Here is a 21,558-nt window from a genome sequence, read left to right on the forward strand (position 1 = left end):
ATGCACAACGAGCATAGCGCTGACGCCACGGCCAACCCGTGGGCGGACCAGATCAACGAAGCCTATTACGATGGAATGGGAAGCGCATTTGGAGCCCGAACACGTGACCGCATCAATTGGATGTGCTCGCAGGTCATTGGTGACTCCGTACTGGACATCGGTTGCAGCCAGGGAATTGCATCGATTCTGCTGGCCCGCGAGGGGCTGCAGGTAACCGGCATAGATATCGATCAGCCTACGATCGACTATGCGGTGGCAGAGCGTGCGAAGGAAATTGCATCCGTACAGGAGCGCATTGAGTTCCGTTGCATGGACTTGGCTGCCCTTCCTCCCGGAACGTTCGACACCGTCATCATGGGCGAGGTCATCGAACATCAGACCAGCCCGGGGCGCTTCCTAGCGCGGGCAGCGACTTTCCTGGCACCTGGCGGTAGGTTGGTAGTGACAGTGCCGTTTGGGTTGAACCCCTGGCCTGACCACAAATCGACGATTTTCCCCAGTGACCTGGCACTGGCTCTTCCTGGCGATTTCATCGTGCGTGACCTGAGTGCGAACGATGGCTATATCCGTATGGTGGCCGATCGCGATGTCGCCGCCGGCCAGTCCGATTGGAGCTTGATGCTCGGCGCCACTAGGATCGGCGCGCTGGACGTGCATCGGAAGTACTACGAAATATCGGATGAACTGCAACGGCTGCGTAAGCAGAAGGCAGTTCTGGAGAGCTCGATCAAGACGATGCAGAGCTCGCTTGAGGGAGAAACCAAGGAGAAGAACCGCCTTGAGCTGGAGTGGCGCCACGAGCAGAAGAGGCTCGAGAGTGCCCGGGCGGAGCTCGGGAGCACTGAGGCGAAGCTCGAGAGCACTAAGGCGGAGCTTGAAAGCACCAAGGCGGAGCTTGAAAGCACCAAGACGGAGTTTGGGAGCACCAAGGTGGAGTTGGGTGGTGCTAAAGCAGAGTTCGGTAGCGCCAGTGCCGAATTGGAGCGGTTGCGTCGTGAGCTGAGGCAAGTGTCGGAGCAGGAAAGTCAGTACGCGGCGCAATTGGCCCAAAAGGCGACCGATGAAAAAGCCGCAATAGAGGCAGAACTGGATACGTTGCGCTCGGAATTCGCCGTTGCCCAAGCCAAGCGCAATGGGCACTTTCTGCACCTTGAAGCTGAGCGTGCGTATGGCTACGTCCTGCAGGAGCGCTTGCGTGAATTGCACGAGGAGAATTATCGATTCCAGCATTCGCTGGCACTTGCCATCGGCCGGGCAATCCTGAAGCTGCGCACATTGCGCGGAATGATTGGTTTTCCGCGCGCCATGGTGCGTGCACTGCTTATGTATCGGAATCGTGGAAACTCGATACCGTTATTGCAGTTGCCTGCACGCCCAGCAGTACGATCGCTTTCATCCGTTGCGCCAATCACCGCGCTGGTTACAACGACTGCGGGCGAGCAAGCGCGCAAAGAGTTGTCAGTAGCTGGCTGGTCGCAGCAACTGGAAGCGGGCAAGGTCGTGGCGATGAGTGTGATGGATGAGTTCTCGCGGGAGTGCTTCGCGCCGCATATCAACCTCATTGAGCCACGGCCGGATAATTGGGAGGGGTTGCTGGATCGATACCTGCCTCAGTTCCTTTTTGTTGAATCTTCGTGGAGAGGAAACTCCGGTGCCTGGCAGTATCGGGTGGCGAACTATGCCAATCCACCGGGCAACGAAATTGTCGAGATGGTCACTGAATTCAAGAGGCGGGGGGTGCCGACCGTCTTCTGGAACAAGGAAGATCCGGTCCATTTCAATGACTTCATCGGCAAGGCGATTCATTTCGATCACGTCTTCACCACTGCCGAGGAAGCGTTGCCCAATTACACGGGCCGAACCACTGCAAACGTGGGCGTGCTCCAGTTTGCGGCAGAAGAAGCGCTACATAATCCGGTGGGTAGTTCGGAGCGTAATGGCAAGGTGTGTTTTGCCGGTAGTTTCTACGCGAACCGTTTCCCGGAGCGCCGTGATGATCAATTGATGTTGCTGGATGCCGCTCGCGCGTACGATTTCGATATATTTGATCGTAACCACAAACCCGATGTGGCGGCGTCAGATTTCTCGTTTCCAGAGCGTTTTGCCGGCAACATACGCGGCAGCCTTCCGTACTCCGAGGTCAATGCTGCCTATCGCAGGTATCGTGTTTTCTTGAATGTCAATTCTGTCGTCGATTCGCCGACGATGTTCTCCCGACGCGTCTTCGAGTTGTTGGCTTGCGGGACGCCAGTCATCAGCACTTGGTCACAAGGTACCGAATCTACTTTTGGTAACGACCTTGTCTGGCATGTCCGTAGCGCGGAGGAGGCAGAGGAAGCTCTGTCTGTACTGATGAAAGATGATCGAGAGTGGACCCGCAGAAGCCTGCATGGCATCCGCGAGGTGTTCGGCAAACATACCTACCGGCACAGATTCGCGCAGATCTGTGCGGCGATTGGCTTGGAACAGCCAGTGGTGGAAAGATTCACGAAGATTCTGGTGGTTGCGGAGGTCGAATCGTCGCTTGCTGCCAACTTGGTGATGGATGCCTTCCACCGGCAGGTCCTGTTGTCTGGTAGTAGCAAGCGCCTGCTTCTGGTGTGCCGTGGACGCTTTGAGTTGGAGGGCTTGACGGATTCCGGAGTCAACGAAGTGCAAGTAATCCGGAGTGAACTGAGCATCGGCGAAGTTGTTGCCAATATGGGAGCCGAAGCGAGCCATGCCGTGATTGCGGTGATGTCGACGCGAGCGGTATATGGGAAGTTCCATCTCCAAGACATGATCAATGCACTGCGTTACAGCGGCGCGCAGATGATTGGAAAATCCAGCGATGCTCGCTTGCAGTATTCGTATGACGCGGACCTAGATCCTGCCTCCTTGTTGATCGATGGTGATCGTGTTGCTACAGACAGTCTGACCCGTATATTGGATGGGCGTGAGTCGTTTGTTGCCGGGGGACGGGCGAGATTCGCGGCTGATCAAGCGAATTTTCTGAGCGTTGCTGAAGGATTGGACCTAGCCCGTGTTCGGGACGAAATCCCGAAGATCGAGATCTAAATGGGGATCGCTATGTCAGCCAGGAAGATACGCATTGGTGTAAGTGGCCATGACCTGAAGTTCTGGTATCCGCTACAGGCGTGCCTGGAGTCGACCGGGAAATATGAGTTCCGTGAAGACTTGTGGCACGGCCACGAAGAACACGACGCGGCTAAATCGTCGGCGCTTATCGAGTGGGCAGACGTGTTGATCGCGGAATGGGCGCTGGGTAACGCGGTTTACTATGCGGCGAATAAGCGTCCATCGCAGAAGCTGTATGTGCGTTTGCACGCACAAGAGCGCAGGACGAACTACCCGGCCCGTATCGATTATTCACGCGTCGATGCAATCGTGTTCGTTGGGAGGCATATCCTGCAAGAGTGTTTGGGGAAATTCGAGATTCCCAAGGAAAAATGCGTTGTCATTGGTAATTTGGTTGATGTAGAACGCTTCCGCCAAGCCAAATTTGGCGGGGCGGAATTCGTCTTAGGCATGATCGGTATTGCGCCACAATCAAAGCGACTTGATTTGGCATTGGATACATTGGAGCTCCTACTACAGCGCGATCCTCGCTACTCGCTACGGATCAAGGGTACCAACCCTGCCTCTGTTCCTTGGCTGTGGGCGAGAACTTCGGATCGCCACTATTATGAGTCGATCTTCCAAAGGATCAACAGTGGTTCGTTACGCTACAAGGTGACCTTCGATCCACCGGGGACTGATGTCCACCATTGGCTGAAACTAGTAGGGACCCTGCTATCGCCTTCCGATCACGAAAGTTTTCACATGGCTGTTGCCGAGGGCGCGGCCTCTGGTGCTCTGCCGATTGTTTGGTCATGGGCGGGAAGTAAAGAGGTTTACCCCGAATTTCCTTCCGTGGATACTGCTGCCCAAGCAGCTACTCTGATTGATTTTTACAACAACAGCGCCGCTGGCCCAAGATTGCGCGAGCATTCACTTGATGTTATCAGCACTCGCTATGGCAAAGAGTCCGTTTCTAGGAAATGGGACCTGCTGTTGCAGGGTAACTCTGAGCAATCTGACACCTCCCTGCAGAATCGGCGTGGGCGGAAGGTTGTTGCTGTCTGGGCAATCGATGATTGGTCTACATTCCATCGCAGGGAGATGTTGGAAGCACTGGCAGGACATCTTGCTAAGACCCATGACTTCCTGATCATCGAGCCTGGGAATCACTATGCCACCATCGCAAAGCTGGGTTGGGCACCGCCAACAGAGCTTGCTGAAATTGCTGCTGGGAGGTTCCCAAGGGAATCACAGAATATTTTCCGTGTCCGCTTATTTGCCGACGGAATTCCTGCGGGAATCCAGCGGACCAGCTACCAAGGAAGGTCTGATCTACCCGAAATACTGAATGGCTTGGTAGAGGAAAGTTACGGTCGAGGTGCCGAGTTGCTTCATTGGGTCTACAAGCCAGACCAGGCCCTACGTCTTCCGAAATCCGCCAAGTTCATTTACGAGGTGTATGACGAATATACGATGAATTTCGGTACCGGCGAGATTCACGGCAAGATGGTAGAGATGGAGCCGATTGCCTTGCAGCGGGCAGATCACGTGTTTTTTACGTCACAGCCGTTGTTGGAGCGCAAGTCTGCACAGACGTCTTCGCACAGCCTCGTTGGTAATGGCGTGGCGAGTGAGGTGTTTGCTCGCTACCGTGTGGGAAGGGGAGAGTCGAGGAAAGGTCGGCCAGTGGCAGGCTACCTCGGTAACCTATCGACGTTCTTCGATTGGGGGCTGATGTTAGAGGTCTGCAGCTCGATGCCTGGGGTGGACTTCATGTTCCACGGACAGATCGAACTTGCCGTGGGTGATATGCGATGTGAGCAACATGCTCAGATGGAAGCGTTGCCAAATGTATTCTTCAGTGGACGGGTGGATCGAGTAAAGGGGGCCTCGGCGATCAATCGTTATGACGTCCTGTTGATTCCTTTCGTTGTGAATGACGCAATGCATGCGGTTAATCCTCTTAAATTATGGGAATACTTCGCCACCGGGCTACCGGTGATTAGCTCACCGATGGACGCGATCATGGAAGCCTCACCGCTGATCTGGGTTGCGCGTACGGTTCAGGAATGGGTGATTGCCATCAACTCAGCTCTCGCGGCTGATGATGTGAATGCGTACAACGCGCGTATAGATCGGGCAGAAGAACATTGTTGGCAACGTTTAACAGTTGCTCATGCTCAAGTCGTCGAATCCCTGTAGCCGCCCGCCAGTCTCTTACAGAAGATCCAGCCTTGAACCTTGCTAATAGCGAAATTTTGAAGTCCCCTGCCCGGATATTCATCCTGGGCAGCTGCGTATCCCGAGATATATTTGAGCTTGATCTACCCTCGTTTGAGTTAGCTGGCTACTTGGCCCGTACCTCAATGGCGGGATTTGGCCTGCCGCCGGTATCCGATGACGAGGTGCGTGCCTGCGCCACCGGACTTCAGAGCCCTTTTCAGCGAAGCATGGCCCTTAATGATCTTGATAAAACGACTCTTTCAAGAATCAAGGCGACCGAGTGCGACTTCATTCTGCTGGACTTCATAGATGAGAGGTTCAGTTTAGTCAGGGGGGGGGAGGGCTTTTTTAGTTTGTCAGGTGAGTTGGAACGTGCCGGGTTTGTGGTGGGAACTCGTGATGTAATCACGCCGGACAGTTCGGCATTTGAACATCTCTGGTTGGCAGGGTTTGAGCGTTTTGTTCGTAGTGTCGGCGCTGATCGGATTATATTGAACAAGGCATTCTGGGCTTCAGCAACGGATGACCCAGAGTTCGTTATCAGCAAAAGTTGGGTTGATAGGAATAATGAAATTCTCTCTCGGCTGTATACCCTGATCGAACATGTCTTGAAACTACAGACGATCCACTATCCATTAGAGGTCATCGTCGGCGACTCAAAACACAAGTGGGGCGTTGCTCCGTATCACTATACGGCCGCTACGTATCAGCATGCCGCAGCCGAAATTCTTCGCTGTATTAACGCTGCAAGGGACTTGCGTTGTCTGTCGGATCCTTGAGGTCGAACCCGGTTGCATCGCTTGCCGGCATGGCATATCGCCGAGATGTCGATGGTTTTGCACGCGATTGCGGTGCTCAGTGTGGTGGCTTGCCATATTAAACAAGAGCGTCCTCCCGGGGGAGGGGCTTTCTTCGTAATGTCGGATTCTCTTGTTTCGAGAGATACCCGGTCTGAGATGTCCAAGGGAAACTTTCTCTGGACCGTTGCATGCATGCACAGGTCTCTTCGGGATGCTCGGGCGGGAGCGAGTACTCCGGATGAGCCACTCAACACTCGATGCGGCAAAGGCTGATGTGTTTGAGTATATCGAGGGGCTCCGCAATCGCAGGATGAGGCGGAGGATCGCCAGGCGTGATGTCGGGTTCTCAACCCTTTCACAACCGACGCTGGTTTCGAGGTAGAATCCGCCGCAATGCCCACAGCAGAACGGGATGGTGGAGTGCGTGGTCCGAACGCTGAGAGAGTAATGTGTGCTTCGGCATCGTTTTTGTGAGCCAGATGCACGCGCTGCGCGTAATCGGCGATTGGATTGCCTTTTGCAACCAGAAACGTCCGTATCAGGCGCTGATGATGATTACCCCTGATGCGGCCTATGTCGCTACGTTAACCGCCTGACCTGAGTAGAAACCGGTGGGTCATTGCAAATCGGTGGAAGGCGCTGGTGAGGTTTATTTGTCGGAATTCTATTGGAGATTAAGTATGTTGCGTTCTGTTCGTTATTCAGTCTTTGCATTGATGGCTTTGGGAATGATTGGGTGTGGCAAGTCCCCAGTCCCCGGTGATGGCGCTGCTTCGCCGGCCAAGGCGGCTGCTGAGGCAGTTGATGTTTCCGCAGCTGTTGCATCCGATTTTCCGCGGGGTTTTGTTCCTGAGTTTTCCTATAGAGTTCGATCGAAGGCAAACGACACTATTGATGGTGTCGAGTACAAGAAGCTTGTGGTCGAGTTCAAAGGCGGGGATGCCGTGACTATTGATAAGACCGTCGAAGCTGGATTTGTGAGAATCGGATATCGTCGATACAAGACTCTTACCCAGAATAATGGGGCGATCGTCGGCGACTATGGTAAAGATGGCCATCGCATTACTGCAACCATTACGCCCAAGTCAGACTCGATGAGCCTTTTCGATGCTGAATCCAAGGGCACGATCTATTTTGTCTGGCGGCCGTAATTCACGGATCTAGGGGAGGGAGAGATGGGCGGTGCGAGCGACGGCGGGCAGAAGGAGTGTGCCTGGCGGGAGTGGGTTGTCGGTTGGCTGGGGGTCGTCATTGCGACGACCCTTTGCTATGTCTTTTATACCGGTCTGTTTTGCAGTGATGACACGCGCTATCTGGTGGGTGTCAAGAAAATCGTGGCCGGCGAATACATTGATCTTTCCTCTATTGCTGAACGCCGACTGATCTTCCTGCTTCCGTCGGCGCTGGCCTATTACGGTAGCGGGGGGGGGCTGAGCGCGGCAATTGGGGTATATGGGCTCTTTTTCGTGCTATTGCCACTGTCTTTGTATTGGGGTTTCCGGAAGCGGATTGGGTTCTGGGCTGCGGTTTCGGGGAACATTGTCGCTTTGACCCCATTGCTGTACCTAAATGCAGGGTCCGTGCTTCCTGATGTTTTCAGTGCTTTTATTGTGTTGTTGACTGGAGTTGTCACAGTCGCGCTGGTGAATAATGAGACTGGGTTGCAACCTTCTAGGCACATATTATTGATAACTGCAGGTGCGCTGGCTGCCTTGGGCGTTTCGATCAAGGAGAGTAATGCTGTCATTGCGGTGCTGCCTTTTGTACTGATTTCTCTGGGCTGGTGCTGGAAACATCAGTTCAAGGCCATGTTTGCCGATTGCTGCGTGATGCTTGGTGGAAGTGTTGCTTTCTTCGCGTTTGAAAGCGTGATGTATCGACTGTTTGCGGGTATCTGGCATTCAAGCCTGATGAACCGTGCGGGCGATCATAGCTTTGCGCGCTTCATTGAAACGCAGGGCCTGTATCCTTGGGATCGTTTTAAGTATCTGGCCGGTGTGTTCGATGGATGGACATTGGGTCTGTTTGTCGCAGCGCTGCTTGCGGTGCTCTATTGGCTCGTCGCAATCGTCGCGAAGCTACATCTGCGGACATCGTCGCGAACCTGGTTTGTGGCGGCTGTCTTCTTTCTATGGCCGCTCATCTATTTCACCATTGGGACCTCACGGTTCGACCAATATTTGCCGCCCGTCATTCAGGCACGCTACTTCGCTCCATGCGTACCATTTGCAGCGTTGCTCGTAACATTGTTGCTGCGGGAGTTGTTCGATGGCGCTTCCTGTCGTGTCAAGACCGTCTTGGTGAGCTTTCTACTGGTAACAATGGGGGCCAGCGTTCATCCCAGTTATCAGGGGCGATCCATTCAGTACTGGGCCAGGGCCAAGGACGCATTACTGGTTGGTATTTTTGATGTCAAGGGAATGAATGTTAGGAATATCGTTATCGGCGATAATGTGATCAATTCAGAGGTTGATCGTTGCTACAGGCATGTGCTCCAGGATGAGTTCGATTTGGTCGCGATCCGCGAGGTGGATAGTCTCCCGGATTTGCCATTTGTTGTGTTTGGTTCCACATTGCAAGGACTGAAAGCACGGGATACGGCTCTGGCGGTGAAGATCGGAGCCAATGTGGATTCCGGAAAATGGAAGGTTGCTCTAGTTGGCTATTACTATGCTGATGAGAGTGCTGGGCGCGACTTCTGGTGGTTACCGAGGGAGAGGGCCATCATTGCCGAGCAAAAAAGAGGGCGGGCGTCATTCAGGGCTTTGAGTGTGCCCGACGCGAATCAGCCATGGATGAAGCGTGATATGCATGCAGAGGTATTCGAAGTATCGGCCGTGGAGGATGGGAAATGATTGGGGTTGATGCCGACTTTCGGTGCAATGAGAGCGTTCCCGCTGGCAAGGGGGTGATTGCTGTAATTATCCCAGCTTACAAGGTTTCAAGGCATATACTGGATGTGGTCCGGTCAATGCCAGCATGTGTTTCTCATGTCTATGTCGTGGATGACGCGTGCCCTGACGGTAGCGGCGAATTGGTTCGCAAGGAGTGCCGGGATCCGCGCGTTACCGTTCTATTCAACAATGTCAATCTGGGGGTGGGCGGCGCTGTCAAGCATGGCTACAGAGTGGCTGTTGCTGATGGTGCTGATGTGGCCGTCAAGGTGGATGGTGATGGCCAGATGGACCCGGGGCTGATTCCTCTGTTTGTTGCGCCGATACTTTCCGGGCGCGCTGACTATACAAAGGGCAATCGGTTCTTCGATGTTTCCGTCATGAAGAAGATGCCATTTGTCCGGCTTTTTGGTAACGCCGTCCTCTCCTTCTTGTCAAAGCTGTCAACTGGATACTGGGGTTTGTTCGATCCGACCAACGGCTATACCGCTTTGTCATGCCGGGTGATTCCGCTGCTTGCATTGGATAAGATCAGCAACCGATATTTTTTCGAAACCGACATGTTGTTTCGATTGAACTCCGTCGGAGCTGTCGTCAGGGACATCCCGATGGCGGCGCGTTACGCGGATGAGGTGAGTAATCTGAGGATTTCCAAGGTAATTCCCGAGTTTTCGATTGCTCATCTAAGAAATTTCTTGAAGCGGATATTTTATAACTATTATCTTCGAGACTTCAGCATTGCTTCTATCGCACTGTTGGCTGCGGTGCCTCTGCTGTGCTTCGGTATTGGATTCGGTACGCTGAAGTGGTGGTTCTCCATTGCTACCGGGATTGTGGCTACTCCCGGTGAAGTCATGCTTGCGGTGCTTCCGTTGACGGTCGGATTCCATCTGCTTCTTGCTTTTGTTTCCTACGATATGATGAATGTTGCCAAGGAGCCTTTGACGGGACTCTTGGGTTGGCAACTTCTCGTGAATGAGAGCGCTGAGGGGTGAGTCTCCTTGGGGGTTACTACCTTCGCGGGGTTTCAAGTGTTGTTGTGAAAATAGTATTGGCCGCATGCGGGGGATGTGGGGAATAGTATTGGCTGGTATCAGATCAGTCCGAGAATTCGTGGATTCTCTTGATCAGAGCCTGTGCGCCATCGAATGATAGCGATGGTAATCCCCCCCCCCGCTTTTGGCGGACTCCAAAAAATGGAATTAGGTGGCCAGTATCAGTTTCTGCATGGGCGTGATACCACCGAGGGCCATGTTCGGGCGTTCGTGGTTGTAAGTCCATGACCAGTGAATAGACTTGCCCTGCACTTGCTCGATCAAGTCGAACGGTATGCGATCGGGCCAAGCGTAGCGCACGTTTCGGTCATAGCGTTCGATATACGCATTCTGTTGCGGCTTTTTGGGCTAGATGTGCGCGATGCGGATACCGGCCTGCTCTGCCCAGGTCAACAGTGCGGCACTGATGTATTCGGGGCCGCAGTACATCAGGAGGCATGAGGTCTTTGCAGGCAGCTATCATCCCCGCTGGGAAAACTAACAACTGAGCAGGTTTTCAGTGGGTCATTACAGGTTGATATCCGAGACGCCTGTCGAAGACTGATTCAGGAGCCCTCAGGGGGCTCGCTACGTCGTTCCAATTCCAGCTCGCTTTTGCCCCATCCCTTGTTTTGCCGTTCCGAGGACGTTCGCTGGGAAACGAACAGTTCGGCGAAGCGGTCTGCAGCTCTTATCGAGGGAGAATCGAAGAGCTTCCAGAAAATGTGCGCACAAATCAGCGATGTAACCACGACAAGAGTCGTTGATACGGCAAAACTGACAGTGCCATCACCAAAGGCGTGCATAACCGGTCCCGCTATCGCGGTGAGTACAAAGCTGTGGGTGAGATACAGGGAAAAGGAAATCGCTCCCATCCATGAAAGGGCCGATGAACTCAGAATGGAATGAATGCTTTTAAGTGCGAGAGTTCCGTAAATCAGGAGTACTGCTCCGAGGCATGCATAGACTGCTGGCCAGTTCAGTTTAATTCCGTTTACCTGCAAGGTATTTGCAAGTTTTACCAGTAGAGAATAGGAGCCAGAAGTTGGAGCATATCCGCCTAGATAGAGCCCTCCAATAATGGCTGTAATCGCCAGACCATTGTGGCTATGGGACGGCGTGAACCTGAAGGTGCTGAGCCACGCTCCGAAGAAGAACATGGAGTAGTTTACGAGCTGCCCGGCCTGGACGAAGAAGACAAGCGAAAGCAGAAGGGCGGCTCTCCTGAAGACAAGCTTGGATACTCCGAATATGCCTACCAAGCTGAAGACCAAAAGCGATCCATAGAACTCGATGCTTATGGTCCATAGCACATAGTTGAACGAACGATCGCCGTAAAGCATCGCGCCGTATACGGCAGATTTGATAGCGGCCCACCAGTTTGCGCTCGAGTCATAGGCATTTGAGAGCGGCACTGATATTCCGAGGTCTGTGTTGTGGAATAGCCCAAGTGACTTCAGAATGATGCATAGAAAAATGGATGCCGCGACCGGTCCGCCAAGGCGGATGTATCGTTTTGCCGTGGCTTTCGCGAGATAAATGGACTCGGTTTGTTTCTTCATGCAAATGGTGGCGAGCACAAATCCGCTGAGGACGAAGAATACCGAGACGGCGTAACCTCCTTTGTAGAAGAAGGAAACCGGGCTGTGATACAACCACAAGGCGGTAGCAGAAGCTGATGTCATGGTTGGCCCGATGCCTGAGTGTGCCTCTGGGAAATACCACAGTGCCAAATGAGAGAAGACGACGCTTAGTGCCGCAAGACCCCGCAGGCCGTCAAGAAACTGCGTATTTTCATGGCGGGCTTTCATTGCTGTGGTCATTGTTCTTTCAATGGTGGGTACTGCGAAGGGCTGCCTGATCTACACAGGTCCACATCCATCCATGCTCGATGCCATTTGCACGGAGCACTTTTCGATCAGCATCAGTGTTCTGGCTGGTCGGTAGCTGCATCCTTTCTATTCAGCGAGCAGATCCGTGATCCGCTCCGCAGCTCGACCATCCCCATAGGGATTGTGTGCCCTTGTCATCTTCTCGTAGGCAGCATGATCGTCAAGGAGTTGTGCGACCTGGAGAGCGATCTGGGCGCTGTCGGTACCGACGAGCCTGACCGTACCTGCGTCCACCGCTTCCGGGCGCTCGGTGGTATCGCGCATAACCAGAACAGGCTTGCCCAGTGAAGGCGCCTCTTCCTGGATGCCGCCAGAGTCTGTGACGATGATGTGCGACCGGCTCATCAGGTAGACGAACGGCAGGTACTCCTGCGGATCGATCAGGTATACCGAAGGCTGATCACCGAGGATCCGCTTGACGGGCTCCTGCACATTGGGGTTGAGGTGTACCGGGAAAACTACTTGCGTGTCGCCGCGGGCGGCGATGTCTTTGAGCGCTTGGCAGATCTGTTCAAAACCGTCGCCGAAGTTTTCACGGCGGTGGCCGGTGACCAAGATCAGCCGCTTGGACGCATCGAGGAACGGGAAGCGAGCGGCGAGTTCGATTTCCAGTGCGGCATTATTTCTAATTTTTTCGACAACGGTGAGCAGTGCATCAATTACCGTATTGCCGGTGATGTGGATGGCATTAGGGTCTACATTCTCTGCGCGAAGGTTGTCAGCGGATTTTTTTGTCGGTGCGAAGTGCAGGTCCGCCAGAACGCCGGTTAACTTGCGGTTTGCTTCTTCGGGCCAAGGCGAATGTAGGTTGCCCGTGCGCAGGCCTGCTTCGACATGTCCGATGGCGGTACGCTGGTAGAACGCGGCCAGAGAAGTGGCGAAGGTAGTGGTGGTATCGCCATGGACCAGCACGATGTCGGGCTTGTGCTTGGCGATCACCAGCTCCATGCCCTGCACGATGCGCGAAGTCAGGCCGGAAAGGGATTGGCCCGGCTGCATGACGTTGAGATCTTCGTCAGGCGTGATCTCGAACAGTTCCAGTACCTGGTCGAGCATCTGCCGGTGCTGGGCGGTGACGGCGACGATGGTTTCCAGTTCGGGCCGCTGTTTGAGGGCGGTGACCAAAGGAGCCATTTTGATGGCTTCCGGACGGGTACCAAATACCACCATTACCTTTTTGCGACGGGTCATGTTTTTTTCAGCTCCTTACGTGGCAATTTTGTCAACTGTGCATGCACATCGGGCGTCCTGCAAATTATCGACATGTGGCTTGCGTGCAATTGGTCAGCATTGTTTGACATTCTACGCTGCAAGCGTTCAGCTCACATTTCGTTAGGCGGCAGCCATAAAAGAAAACAGCCTCCTAAGAGGCTGATTCTCTGATTTTCTTTGCACTTTCTGAGACTTAAAGCGCCTTTTCCAATTCGGGCAACAAAGTAAACAAATCCCCCACCAACCCAATATCCGCAATCTCAAAGATCGGCGCATCGCCGTCCTTGTTGATCGCCACAATCGTGCCGGCGTCTTTGATGCCGGTCAGGTGCTGGATAGCGCCTGAGATGCCCACGGCGATGTACAGCTCCGGGGAGATGATCTTGCCGGTCTGGCCGACCTGCATGTCGCTGGGCACATAGCCGGCGTCGACTGCAGCTCGTGAGGCACCGACGCCGGCACCGAGTTTGTCGGCCAGCTGGTAGATCACCTTGAAGTTCTCTTCCGAGCCGACGCCGCGGCCACCGGATACAACGCGCTTGGCGCTCTGCAGGTCTGGGCGGTCGCTCTTGCCGGCGGCCAGGCCGATAAAACGGGTGTGCGAAGGCAGGGCGGCGTCGACATTGATGGCTTCGACCGGAGCGCTGTTACCCTTGGCCGCTTCCTGCCACGAGGCGGCACGGACAGTGGCTACGACTACCTGATCTGCCGGTACTTCGACGGTGATGATGGCGTTGCCGGCGTAGATCGGACGCTTGAAGGTATGCGGGCCTTCTACGGCCATCAGATCGGAAACCTGGTTGACGCCCAGCAGCGCGGCCACGGCGGGCATCAGATCCTTGCCGGTGGTGGTCGAGGGGCCGAACACGTGGCTGTAGCCAGCGGCGGCCTTGGCGATCTGCGGTGCCTGCACCTGGCCCAGTGCATGCTCGTTGGCCGGGTTGGCAATGGTCAGCACCTTGCTGACGCCAGCGATCTGCGCGGCTTCAGCGGCGATGGCGGCCGGGTTGGCGGCCAGCACCAGTACATCAATGTCGCCGCCCACGGCGGTGGCAGCCGAAACGGTCTTGGCAACGGCGCTGTTGAGCTTGCCGTCCAGATGTTCGGCGATGACGAGAATCTTGGCCATTACAGCAACCCCTTCTGCTTGAGTGCAGCCACCAGCTCGGCGGCATCTTTCACCATCACGCCCTTGCTGCGCTTGGCCGGAGCGGCGTAGTGGGTGGTCTTGAACGTATCAGCGGCATCAACGCCCAAGTCAGCAAGCTGCAGTGTTTCCAGCGGCTTGGCCTTGGCTTTCATGATGTCCGGCAGCTTGATGAAGCGCGGCTCATTAAGGCGCAGATCGGTGGTGATGACGGCCGGCAGATCGACTTCCAGCGTTTCCAGGCCGGCGTCTACTTCGCGGGTGACCGTGGCCTTGCCGTCGGCGATTTCCACCTTGGATGCGAAGGTGGCCTGCGGGCGGGCCCAGAGCGTGGCCAGCATCTGGCCGGTCTGGTTGGCGTCGTCGTCGATAGCCTGCTTGCCGAGGATCACCAGGTCTGGCTGTTCCTTTTCCACCAGTTTGAGCAGGGTGCGGGCAGCGGTCAGCGGCTGGATGGCCTGATCGGTGACCACATGGATAGCGCGGTTGGCGCCCATGGCCAGGCCGTTGCGCAGATGCGCCTGGGCGTCGGCCGGCGCAATCGTGGCAACCACGACCTCGGTGGCGATGCCCTTGTCGCGCAGGCGAAGGGCTTCTTCCAATGCAATTTCATCGAACGGGTTGGGCGAGAGCTTGACGCCATCGGTGACCACGCCGGAACCATCCGGCTTGACCTGAATGCGGACGTTGTAGTCCACCACGCGCTTGTACGCGACGAGGATTTTCATGTGCTGCAGGGTCCTTCGATTGCTGAGGGGGCCGACGCAAGCCGGGGATTGATGTTTGTTCGCGATTCTAGCTGGCTTGATGGTTCCATGCGAATGCGTATGGTGATGTTGCGGCGCGCCATTTGTCCGGACATATTTCCGGAAGTGCTCATGGGTTGTCAACGGAGCACCTGGCTGGAAGTGCTCGCGTTATATCCTTATGGGAACAGTTCGCTGCATGTAACGACAGCGAGGAGAATCATCGCGTGACTACCTGGCTTGTGACCGGCGGTGCCGGTTTTATCGGCGGCAATTTTGTCTTGGAAGCGGTAAGCAAGGGCATCCGTATCGTCAATCTGGATGCGCTAACCTACGCCGGCAACCTGAAGACGTTGGCGAGCCTGGACGGTAATCCGGACCATGTGTTCGTGCAGGGAGACATCGGGGACCGTGAGCTTGTCTCCCGTTTGTTGTCCGAGCATCAGCCCGATGCGGTGCTGAATTTCGCTGCCGAAAGTCATGTTGATCGCTCAATCGATAGCCCGGCTGCCTTTATCCAGACCAATGTGGTCGGTACTCTGGGGCTGCTGGAAGCGGTCCGCGATTACTGGAAGGCGTTGCCTGCTGATAGAGCGCAGGCATTCCGTTTCCTGCATGTGTCCACCGACGAGGTGTACGGCACGCTGAGCGAAACCGGCAAGTTCACTGAAACCACGCCGTATGCACCGAACTCGCCTTACTCAGCTTCCAAGGCGGCTTCGGATCATTTGGTTCGCGCGTTCCATCACACCTATGGCCTGCCGGTTCTGACCACCAATTGCTCCAACAATTACGGTCCGTATCACTTCCCGGAGAAGCTTGTTCCTTTGGTAATTGCCAAGGCGTTGGCCGGCGAACCGCTGCCGGTCTATGGCGACGGCAAGCAGGTGCGTGATTGGCTGTTCGTTACCGACCATTGCGAAGCAATTCGTACTGTTCTGGCCAAGGGCCGTGTAGGTGAGACCTACAATGTCGGTGGCAATTCCGAAAAGCAGAACATTGAAGTGGTGCAGGCGATCTGTGCGTTGCTTGATGCACGTCGTCCGCGCGACGACGGGCAGCCGCGTAGCAGCCAGATCACCTATGTTGCGGATCGTCCTGGCCATGACCGCCGCTATGCGATCGACGCTTCCAAGCTCAAGAACGAGTTGGGCTGGGAACCGAAGTACACGTTCGAACAGGGCATCGCGTTCACGGTTGACTGGTACCTGGATAATCAGGAATGGGTCAACGGAGTACTTGATGGCAGCTATCGTTTGCAGCGCATCGGTACTGCGGCTTGATGCGACACCACCGTAAGAGCCTATGCACTTGTGCGTAGACCTTCCAAGGGAAAACCCATGACGCAACGTAAAGGCATCATCCTCGCCGGCGGCTCTGGCACGCGCCTGTACCCGATCACCAATGGGGTCAGTAAGCAGCTGCTGCCGGTCTACGATAAGCCGATGATCTATTACCCACTCAGTGTGCTGATGATGGCGGGTATCCGTGAAGTGTTGATCATCAACACGGCGCATGAGCAGGCGTTGTTCCAGCAACTGCTGGGCGATGGCTCGCAGTGGGGCATGAACATTGAATACGCCGTGCAGCCGAGCCCAGATGGCTTGGCGCAGGCGTACTTGATCGGTCGTGACTTCGTTGGCGGCAAGCCGAGTTGCCTGGTGCTGGGCGACAATATTTTCCATGGGCATGGTCTGCGTGAAGTGCTCAAACGCGCTGATACCCAGCAGCAGGGTGCAACCGTGTTCGGCTACTGGGTCAATGACCCCGAACGCTATGGCGTGGCTGAGTTCGACAAGGATGGGAAGGTTGTCGGTCTGGTCGAGAAGCCGGAGAAGCCGCGCTCCAACTATGTGGTGACCGGTTTATATTTCTATGACGGCAACGCCAGCGACTATGCGGCTGCGCTTAAGCCCTCGCCACGTGGTGAGTTGGAAATCACGGATCTCAATCAGCGCTATCTGGATGAAGGTTCACTCCAGCTTGAGGCGCTGGGTCGTGGTTTTGCTTGGCTGGATACCGGCACGCATCAGTCGCTGCTGGAAGCCTCCAATTTCATTGAGACCATCCAGACCCGGCAGGGCCTCCAAGTCTGCTGTCCGGAGGAAATTGCCTATGGTCAGGGATGGATCGACAGCGAACAGGTGCTGGCATTGGCTGCTCCCTTGTCCAAGAACGGCTATGGCCAGTACCTGCAGAAGCTTGTTGAACGAGGAATTGTTCCGTGAAAGTAATTGAAACTGCGATGCCCGGTTGCGTGGTCATCGAACCCGCAGTCTTCGGTGACGAGCGTGGCTTCTTCTTCGAAACTTGGAATGCCGAGCGCTTCAAGGCGCTGGGCCTGCCCGACACGTTTGTGCAGAGCAATATTTCCGCTTCAAGCAAAGGCGTGCTGCGTGGCCTGCATTACCAGTGGCCGCGTCCGCAGGGCAAGCTGGTCAGCGTGTTGGAAGGTGAGGTGTATGACGTTGCGGTGGATATCCGTCGCGGCTCACCGACCTTTGGTCGCTGGGAAGCGGTTGTGCTGAGCGCAGAGAACAAGCGCCAGTTCTGGATTCCGGAAGGCTTCGCGCATGGATTTGTGGTTCTCTCTGAGCGAGCACTTTTCAACTATCTATGTACGGACGTGTATGTAAAGGAAGCTGATGCCAGCATCCGCTGGAACGACGCCAACATCGCCGTGGATTGGCCGATCAGTGGCCCGACCTTGTCGGCCAAGGACGAAAACGCACCCTTCCTGAAGGACATCGACGAAGACCGCTTGCCGGTCTACATGCCGTGACCATTCTTGTTTTTGGTGGGAATGGTCAGGTCGGCCAGGAACTGCTGCGCGCGCTGGCGCCGATGGGCAATGTAGTGGCAACGACACGCAGCGGTAAGCTGCCCGATGCCAGCGCCTGCGAAGTCGCCGATTTCGGCCAACCCGAAAGCCTGCCTGCATTGCTGGATCGCCTGTGCCCTTCTGTGGTCGTCAATGCGGCGGCTTACACTGCTGTGGATCGTGCGGAGCAGGAGCCGGAGGCCGCGTTCCTGGCCAACGCGCAGGCGCCGGGGGTGATCGCGCGCTGGTGCGCTGCGCATGACGTGCCGATGGTGCATTACTCCACTGACTACGTGTTTAACGGCGAAAGCACTGCGCCCTATCGCGAAGAGGAGGCCACCGCGCCGTTGGGCGTGTACGGCACCAGCAAGCGTGATGGTGAAGAAGCGGTGCGTGCTGCTGGCGGGCGTCATCTGATTTTCCGTACTGCGTGGGTTTACGCCTCGCACGGTGCCAACTTCCTGCGCACGATGCTGCGCGTGGGTGCCGAGCGCGATGGGCTGCGCGTGGTGGCCGATCAGCTCGGTACGCCAACACCGGCTGCACTGATTGCGGACGTCACCGCGCAGGCCTTGCAGCACCCGGGCAAGTTCTCTGGGACGTGGCACCTGACGGCTTCCGGGCAGACCAGTTGGCACGGTTTTGCAGAGGCGATCTTCAGCGAGGCAAGGCGTGCGGGATTGCTTGTGAAAACGCCCACGGTGCAAGCGATCAGCAGTGCCGAGTATCCGACGCCGGCCAAGCGTCCATCGTGGTCGGTGCTGGACAACCGCAAGCTGCAGCAGGATTTCGAAATTGTGCTGCCGCCATGGGAACAGGGTCTGCATCGTGTCATCGGCGAATTGGCTTCTGCCAAAACGTAAGCGGACAAAGAAAAACCCCGGGCATGCCCGGGGTTTTTCATGGAGACGAAGGTGCAGGCTCACGCGCGCCCGTAAGTGTCCTCAAAACGCACGATATCGTCTTCGCCCAGATAGCTGCCGGACTGCACTTCGATCAGCTCCAGAGGCAGCTTGCCCGGATTGCGCAGGCGGTGAGTGACGCCTAGCGGAATGTAGGTGCTCTGGTTCTCGGCAAGCAGCAGCACTTCACTGCCGCGAGTGACTTCCGCGGTGCCGCTGACTACGATCCAATGCTCGGCGCGGTGATGATGCATCTGCAGGCTCAGCGTGCCGCCGGGTTTGACGGTGATGCGCTTGACCTGGAAACGCTCGCCATGATCGATGGAGTCATACGCGCCCCATGGCCGGTAGACCTTGCGGTGCCAGGTCGCCTCGCTGCGGCCATCGGCCTTCAGGCGTGCCACCACGTCCTTTACTTCCTGCATGCGGTCGGACTTTCCGACCAGCACCGCATCATCGGTCTCAACAACGATGACGTCTTCCAGCCCGACCATCGCGATCAAACGTTCGCCGTAAGCGAAGGTGTTGCGGCAGTCGATGGCGATGACATCACCGCTGTGCGCATTGCCGTCAGCATCCTGTTCGGATACATCACGCAGTGCCGTCCATGAGCCGACATCGCTCCAGCCTGCATCCAGCGGGACTACGGCGGCATCGCTGGTCTTTTCCATCACCGCGTAGTCAATGGAGTCGGACGGGCTGGCCGCGAATGCATCGGCATCCAGGCGGATGAAGTCGCTGTCGCGACGTGCCTTGTCCCACGACGCGCGGCAGGCCGCGAGAATCTGCGGCTGCAGGCGTTCGAGTTCTTCGAGGTAGCGCGATGCACGGAACAGGAACATGCCGCTGTTCCAGTAATACTCGCCTGAAGCGACATAGGCCTCGGCGGTAGCGAGGTCGGGCTTCTCGACGAAGCGCTCGATGGCACGCGCACCTTCACCTGCGGCGGCTTTGATGTAGCCGTAGCCGGTTTCAGGTGCCGTCGGTTGGATGCCAAAAGTGACCAGCTTGCCTTGTTCGGCAACCGCGGCAGCCTGGATGATGGCCTGATGGAAGTGCTCGACATTGCGGATCAAATGATCCGACGGCAACACCAGCAGCAACGGATCATCGCCATTGCGGCGCGCTTCCAGCGCTGCCGCAGCAATGGCCGGGGCGGTGTTACGGCCGATCGGTTCCAGCAGGATCGCCGAGGGTGTCGTGCCAACTTGCTGCAGTTGCTCGGCGGCAACAAAGCGGTGTGCCTCGTTGGCGACCACGATCGGCGGCAGCGCTGCCACGTTGGCCACACGCAGCCAAGTGGACTGCAACATGCTGTGCGTTCCAGACAGCTGCAGGAATTGTTTGGGATAGGCTTCGCGCGACAGCGGCCACAGCCGCGTGCCGGAGCCACCAGACAGGATGACGGGCAGGATCTGGCTCATGGCATTCCTCAGGCGGTGATCAGTTCGGAAATTTCGCGAGTACGCTCGGCCAGCAGTGCGGCATCGCCTCGTGTTTCCACATTCAATCGCAGCAGCGGCTCGGTGTTGGAACTGCGCAGGTTGAAGCGCCACTGGTCGAACTCGGCGCTGACGCCGTCGGTGTGGTCCAAGGCGGGCGACTGCTCGGCAAAATGCGCCATGACGCGCGCCACGGCGGCCTTGGCATCGCTGACCTTGAAGTTGATTTCACCGCTGCAGGGGAAGCGCGCGATGCGGTCTTCGACCAACTCGGCCAGCGAGTTACCGCTGGTGGAGACCAGCGCAGCGATCAGCAACCACGGAATCATGCCCGAGTCGGCATAGGCGAACTCGCGGAAGTAGTGATGCGCGCTCATCTCGCCGCCATACACGGCATTCTCGGCGCGCATCTTCTCCTTGATGAAGGCGTGGCCGCTCTTGCACAGCACCGGCACGCCACCGGCGGCCTCCACCATCTCCACGGTGTTCCAGGTCAGGCGCGGATCGTGGACGATTTTCCCGCCCGGATTACGCGACAGGATGGCCTTGGCCAGCAGGCCGACCAGGTAATAACCTTCGATGAACCGGCCGTCGTGGTCGAAGAAGAAACAACGGTCGAAATCGCCGTCCCACGCGATACCGAAATCCGCGCCATGCTCGCGTACCGCATTGGCGGTAGCGGCGCGATTTTCCGGCAGCAGCGGGTTGGGAATGCCATTCGGGAAGCTGCCATCGGGTTCATGGCAGATGCGCACGAACTCGAACGGAAGGTGCGGGGCCAGCAGGTCAATGATGGAGCCTGCGCCACCGTTGCCGGCGTTGACCACCAGCTTCAGTGGCTTCAGCGCGGAGGCGTCCACATAGCTCAGCAGATGCTGGATGTAGGCGCTCTTGTCATGCTCGGCAACCTGGCCGGCGCGGGGCGGCAGTGGCGCGCTGTCATCGGCGGCAACCGCGTCGGAAATGGCGAATAGACCGGTGTCCGAACTGATCGGCTTGGCCTGCTCACGCACCAGCTTCATGCCGTTGTAGTCCATCGGATTGTGGCTGGCAGTGACCATCACACCGCCGGCCGCCTGCAGATGGCCGGTCTGGAAATAGACTTCTTCAGTGCCGCACAGGCCGATATCGATGACGTCGCGGCCTTCGCCGCGTAGGCCATCGGCCAATGCATCCTGCAGGCCTGGGCTGGTCAGGCGCACATCGTGCCCCAGCACCACAGGGCCGGTGTCGAGCTGCGCCGCAAGCGCTTTGCCAATCTTGCGGGCCATGTCTTCGTTGAGTTCGCCGGGCACGCGGCCGCGGATGTCATAAGCCTTGAAGGCGGGAAGGGGCATGCAAGCGTCCTGCGGGTGAAAGATGTCTAGTTTAGTCGGCTCTGGGGC

General features: G+C 56.5%; 17 protein-coding genes and 2 pseudogenes. 12 read left to right on the forward strand and 7 right to left on the reverse strand.

Annotation, left to right across the window (positions count from 1 at the left end):
- The 8 genes and pseudogenes from PAN08_RS02945 (at position 1) to PAN08_RS02980 (ending at position 9,972) form a co-directional block, all read left to right on the forward strand.
- A complete protein-coding gene (locus tag PAN08_RS02945) occupies positions 1-3,057 on the forward strand; it encodes a methyltransferase domain-containing protein (protein ID WP_269790059.1) in 3,057 nt (1,018 codons plus the stop codon).
- Positions 3,058-5,262: a glycosyltransferase gene (locus tag PAN08_RS02950; protein WP_269790060.1), complete on the forward strand. Its 2,205-nt coding sequence runs from the start codon at positions 3,058-3,060 to the stop codon at positions 5,260-5,262.
- 32 nt (positions 5,263-5,294) lie between these two features.
- Complete coding sequence (locus PAN08_RS02955) at positions 5,295-6,062, forward strand: DUF6270 domain-containing protein (RefSeq protein WP_269790061.1); 768 nt, start codon at positions 5,295-5,297, stop codon at positions 6,060-6,062.
- A gap of 211 nt (positions 6,063-6,273) precedes the next feature.
- A pseudogene (locus PAN08_RS02960) lies at positions 6,274-6,465 on the forward strand (IS3 family transposase); the annotation flags it as partial.
- Positions 6,466-6,553: 88 nt separating this feature from the next.
- Positions 6,554-6,679 (forward strand): hypothetical protein, encoded by a 126-nt coding sequence (locus tag PAN08_RS02965; protein WP_269790062.1) that lies wholly within the window; start codon positions 6,554-6,556, stop codon positions 6,677-6,679.
- Positions 6,680-6,763: 84 nt separating this feature from the next.
- On the forward strand, positions 6,764-7,234 hold the full coding sequence (locus PAN08_RS02970; protein WP_269790063.1) for a hypothetical protein: 471 nt from the start codon (positions 6,764-6,766) through the stop codon (positions 7,232-7,234).
- A 24-nt stretch (positions 7,235-7,258) separates the two neighbouring features.
- A complete protein-coding gene (locus tag PAN08_RS02975) occupies positions 7,259-8,938 on the forward strand; it encodes a hypothetical protein (protein WP_269790064.1) in 1,680 nt (559 codons plus the stop codon).
- Positions 8,935-9,972: a glycosyltransferase family 2 protein gene (locus tag PAN08_RS02980; protein WP_269790065.1), complete on the forward strand. Its 1,038-nt coding sequence runs from the start codon at positions 8,935-8,937 to the stop codon at positions 9,970-9,972. Before PAN08_RS02975 ends, PAN08_RS02980 begins: the two co-directional genes overlap by 4 nt.
- Before the next feature lie 207 nt (positions 9,973-10,179).
- Here the strand turns inward: PAN08_RS02980 and PAN08_RS02985 are convergent.
- From PAN08_RS02985 to PAN08_RS03005, 5 genes and pseudogenes are all read right to left on the reverse strand, one after another.
- Positions 10,180-10,452 (reverse strand): annotated as a pseudogene (locus PAN08_RS02985) (integrase core domain-containing protein); the annotation flags it as partial.
- 125 nt (positions 10,453-10,577) lie between these two features.
- Positions 10,578-11,834, reverse strand: a complete 1,257-nt coding sequence (locus PAN08_RS02990; protein WP_269790066.1) for an acyltransferase — start codon at positions 11,832-11,834, stop codon at positions 10,578-10,580.
- Positions 11,835-11,969: 135 nt separating this feature from the next.
- Positions 11,970-13,094 (reverse strand): UDP-N-acetylglucosamine 2-epimerase (non-hydrolyzing), encoded by a 1,125-nt coding sequence (gene wecB, locus PAN08_RS02995; RefSeq protein ID WP_269790067.1) that lies wholly within the window; start codon positions 13,092-13,094, stop codon positions 11,970-11,972.
- A gap of 214 nt (positions 13,095-13,308) precedes the next feature.
- A complete protein-coding gene (locus PAN08_RS03000) occupies positions 13,309-14,244 on the reverse strand; it encodes an electron transfer flavoprotein subunit alpha/FixB family protein (RefSeq protein WP_269790068.1) in 936 nt (311 codons plus the stop codon).
- On the reverse strand, positions 14,244-14,990 hold the full coding sequence (locus PAN08_RS03005; protein ID WP_269790069.1) for an electron transfer flavoprotein subunit beta/FixA family protein: 747 nt from the start codon (positions 14,988-14,990) through the stop codon (positions 14,244-14,246). Before PAN08_RS03005 ends, PAN08_RS03000 begins: the two co-directional genes overlap by 1 nt.
- 245 nt (positions 14,991-15,235) lie before the next feature.
- On the opposite strand from PAN08_RS03005, the gene rfbB reads away from it, so the two are divergent.
- From rfbB to rfbD, 4 genes are read left to right on the forward strand one after another with little or no spacing between them, the layout of a single operon-like run.
- Positions 15,236-16,291 carry a dTDP-glucose 4,6-dehydratase gene (gene rfbB / locus PAN08_RS03010; protein ID WP_269790070.1) on the forward strand — a complete coding sequence of 352 codons (1,056 nt, stop codon included), beginning with the start codon at positions 15,236-15,238 and terminating at the stop codon, positions 16,289-16,291.
- A gap of 57 nt (positions 16,292-16,348) precedes the next feature.
- Positions 16,349-17,236: a glucose-1-phosphate thymidylyltransferase RfbA gene (gene rfbA, locus PAN08_RS03015; RefSeq protein ID WP_269790071.1), complete on the forward strand. Its 888-nt coding sequence runs from the start codon at positions 16,349-16,351 to the stop codon at positions 17,234-17,236.
- Positions 17,233-17,790, forward strand: a complete 558-nt coding sequence (rfbC, locus tag PAN08_RS03020; RefSeq protein ID WP_269790072.1) for a dTDP-4-dehydrorhamnose 3,5-epimerase — start codon at positions 17,233-17,235, stop codon at positions 17,788-17,790. The genes rfbA and rfbC overlap by 4 nt, the downstream gene beginning before the upstream one ends.
- Entirely contained in the window at positions 17,787-18,692 is a 906-nt protein-coding gene (gene rfbD / locus PAN08_RS03025) for a dTDP-4-dehydrorhamnose reductase (RefSeq protein WP_269790073.1), read from the forward strand. The genes rfbC and rfbD overlap by 4 nt, the downstream gene beginning before the upstream one ends.
- Before the next feature lie 59 nt (positions 18,693-18,751).
- Here rfbD and PAN08_RS03030 read toward each other — a convergent pair whose 3' ends face one another.
- The gene (locus PAN08_RS03030) at positions 18,752-20,155 is read right to left on the reverse strand and encodes a mannose-1-phosphate guanylyltransferase/mannose-6-phosphate isomerase (protein ID WP_269790074.1); all 1,404 of its coding nucleotides are present in this window, start codon (positions 20,153-20,155) and stop codon (positions 18,752-18,754) included.
- An 8-nt stretch (positions 20,156-20,163) separates the two neighbouring features.
- Complete coding sequence (locus PAN08_RS03035; protein WP_269790075.1) at positions 20,164-21,510, reverse strand: phosphomannomutase; 1,347 nt, start codon at positions 21,508-21,510, stop codon at positions 20,164-20,166.
- Between the last annotated feature and the right edge of the window lie 48 nt (positions 21,511-21,558).

The sequence above is a fragment of the Stenotrophomonas sp. Iso1 genome, from assembly GCF_027497995.1.
In the GTDB taxonomy this organism is placed as follows: Bacteria; Pseudomonadota; Gammaproteobacteria; order Xanthomonadales; family Xanthomonadaceae; genus Stenotrophomonas.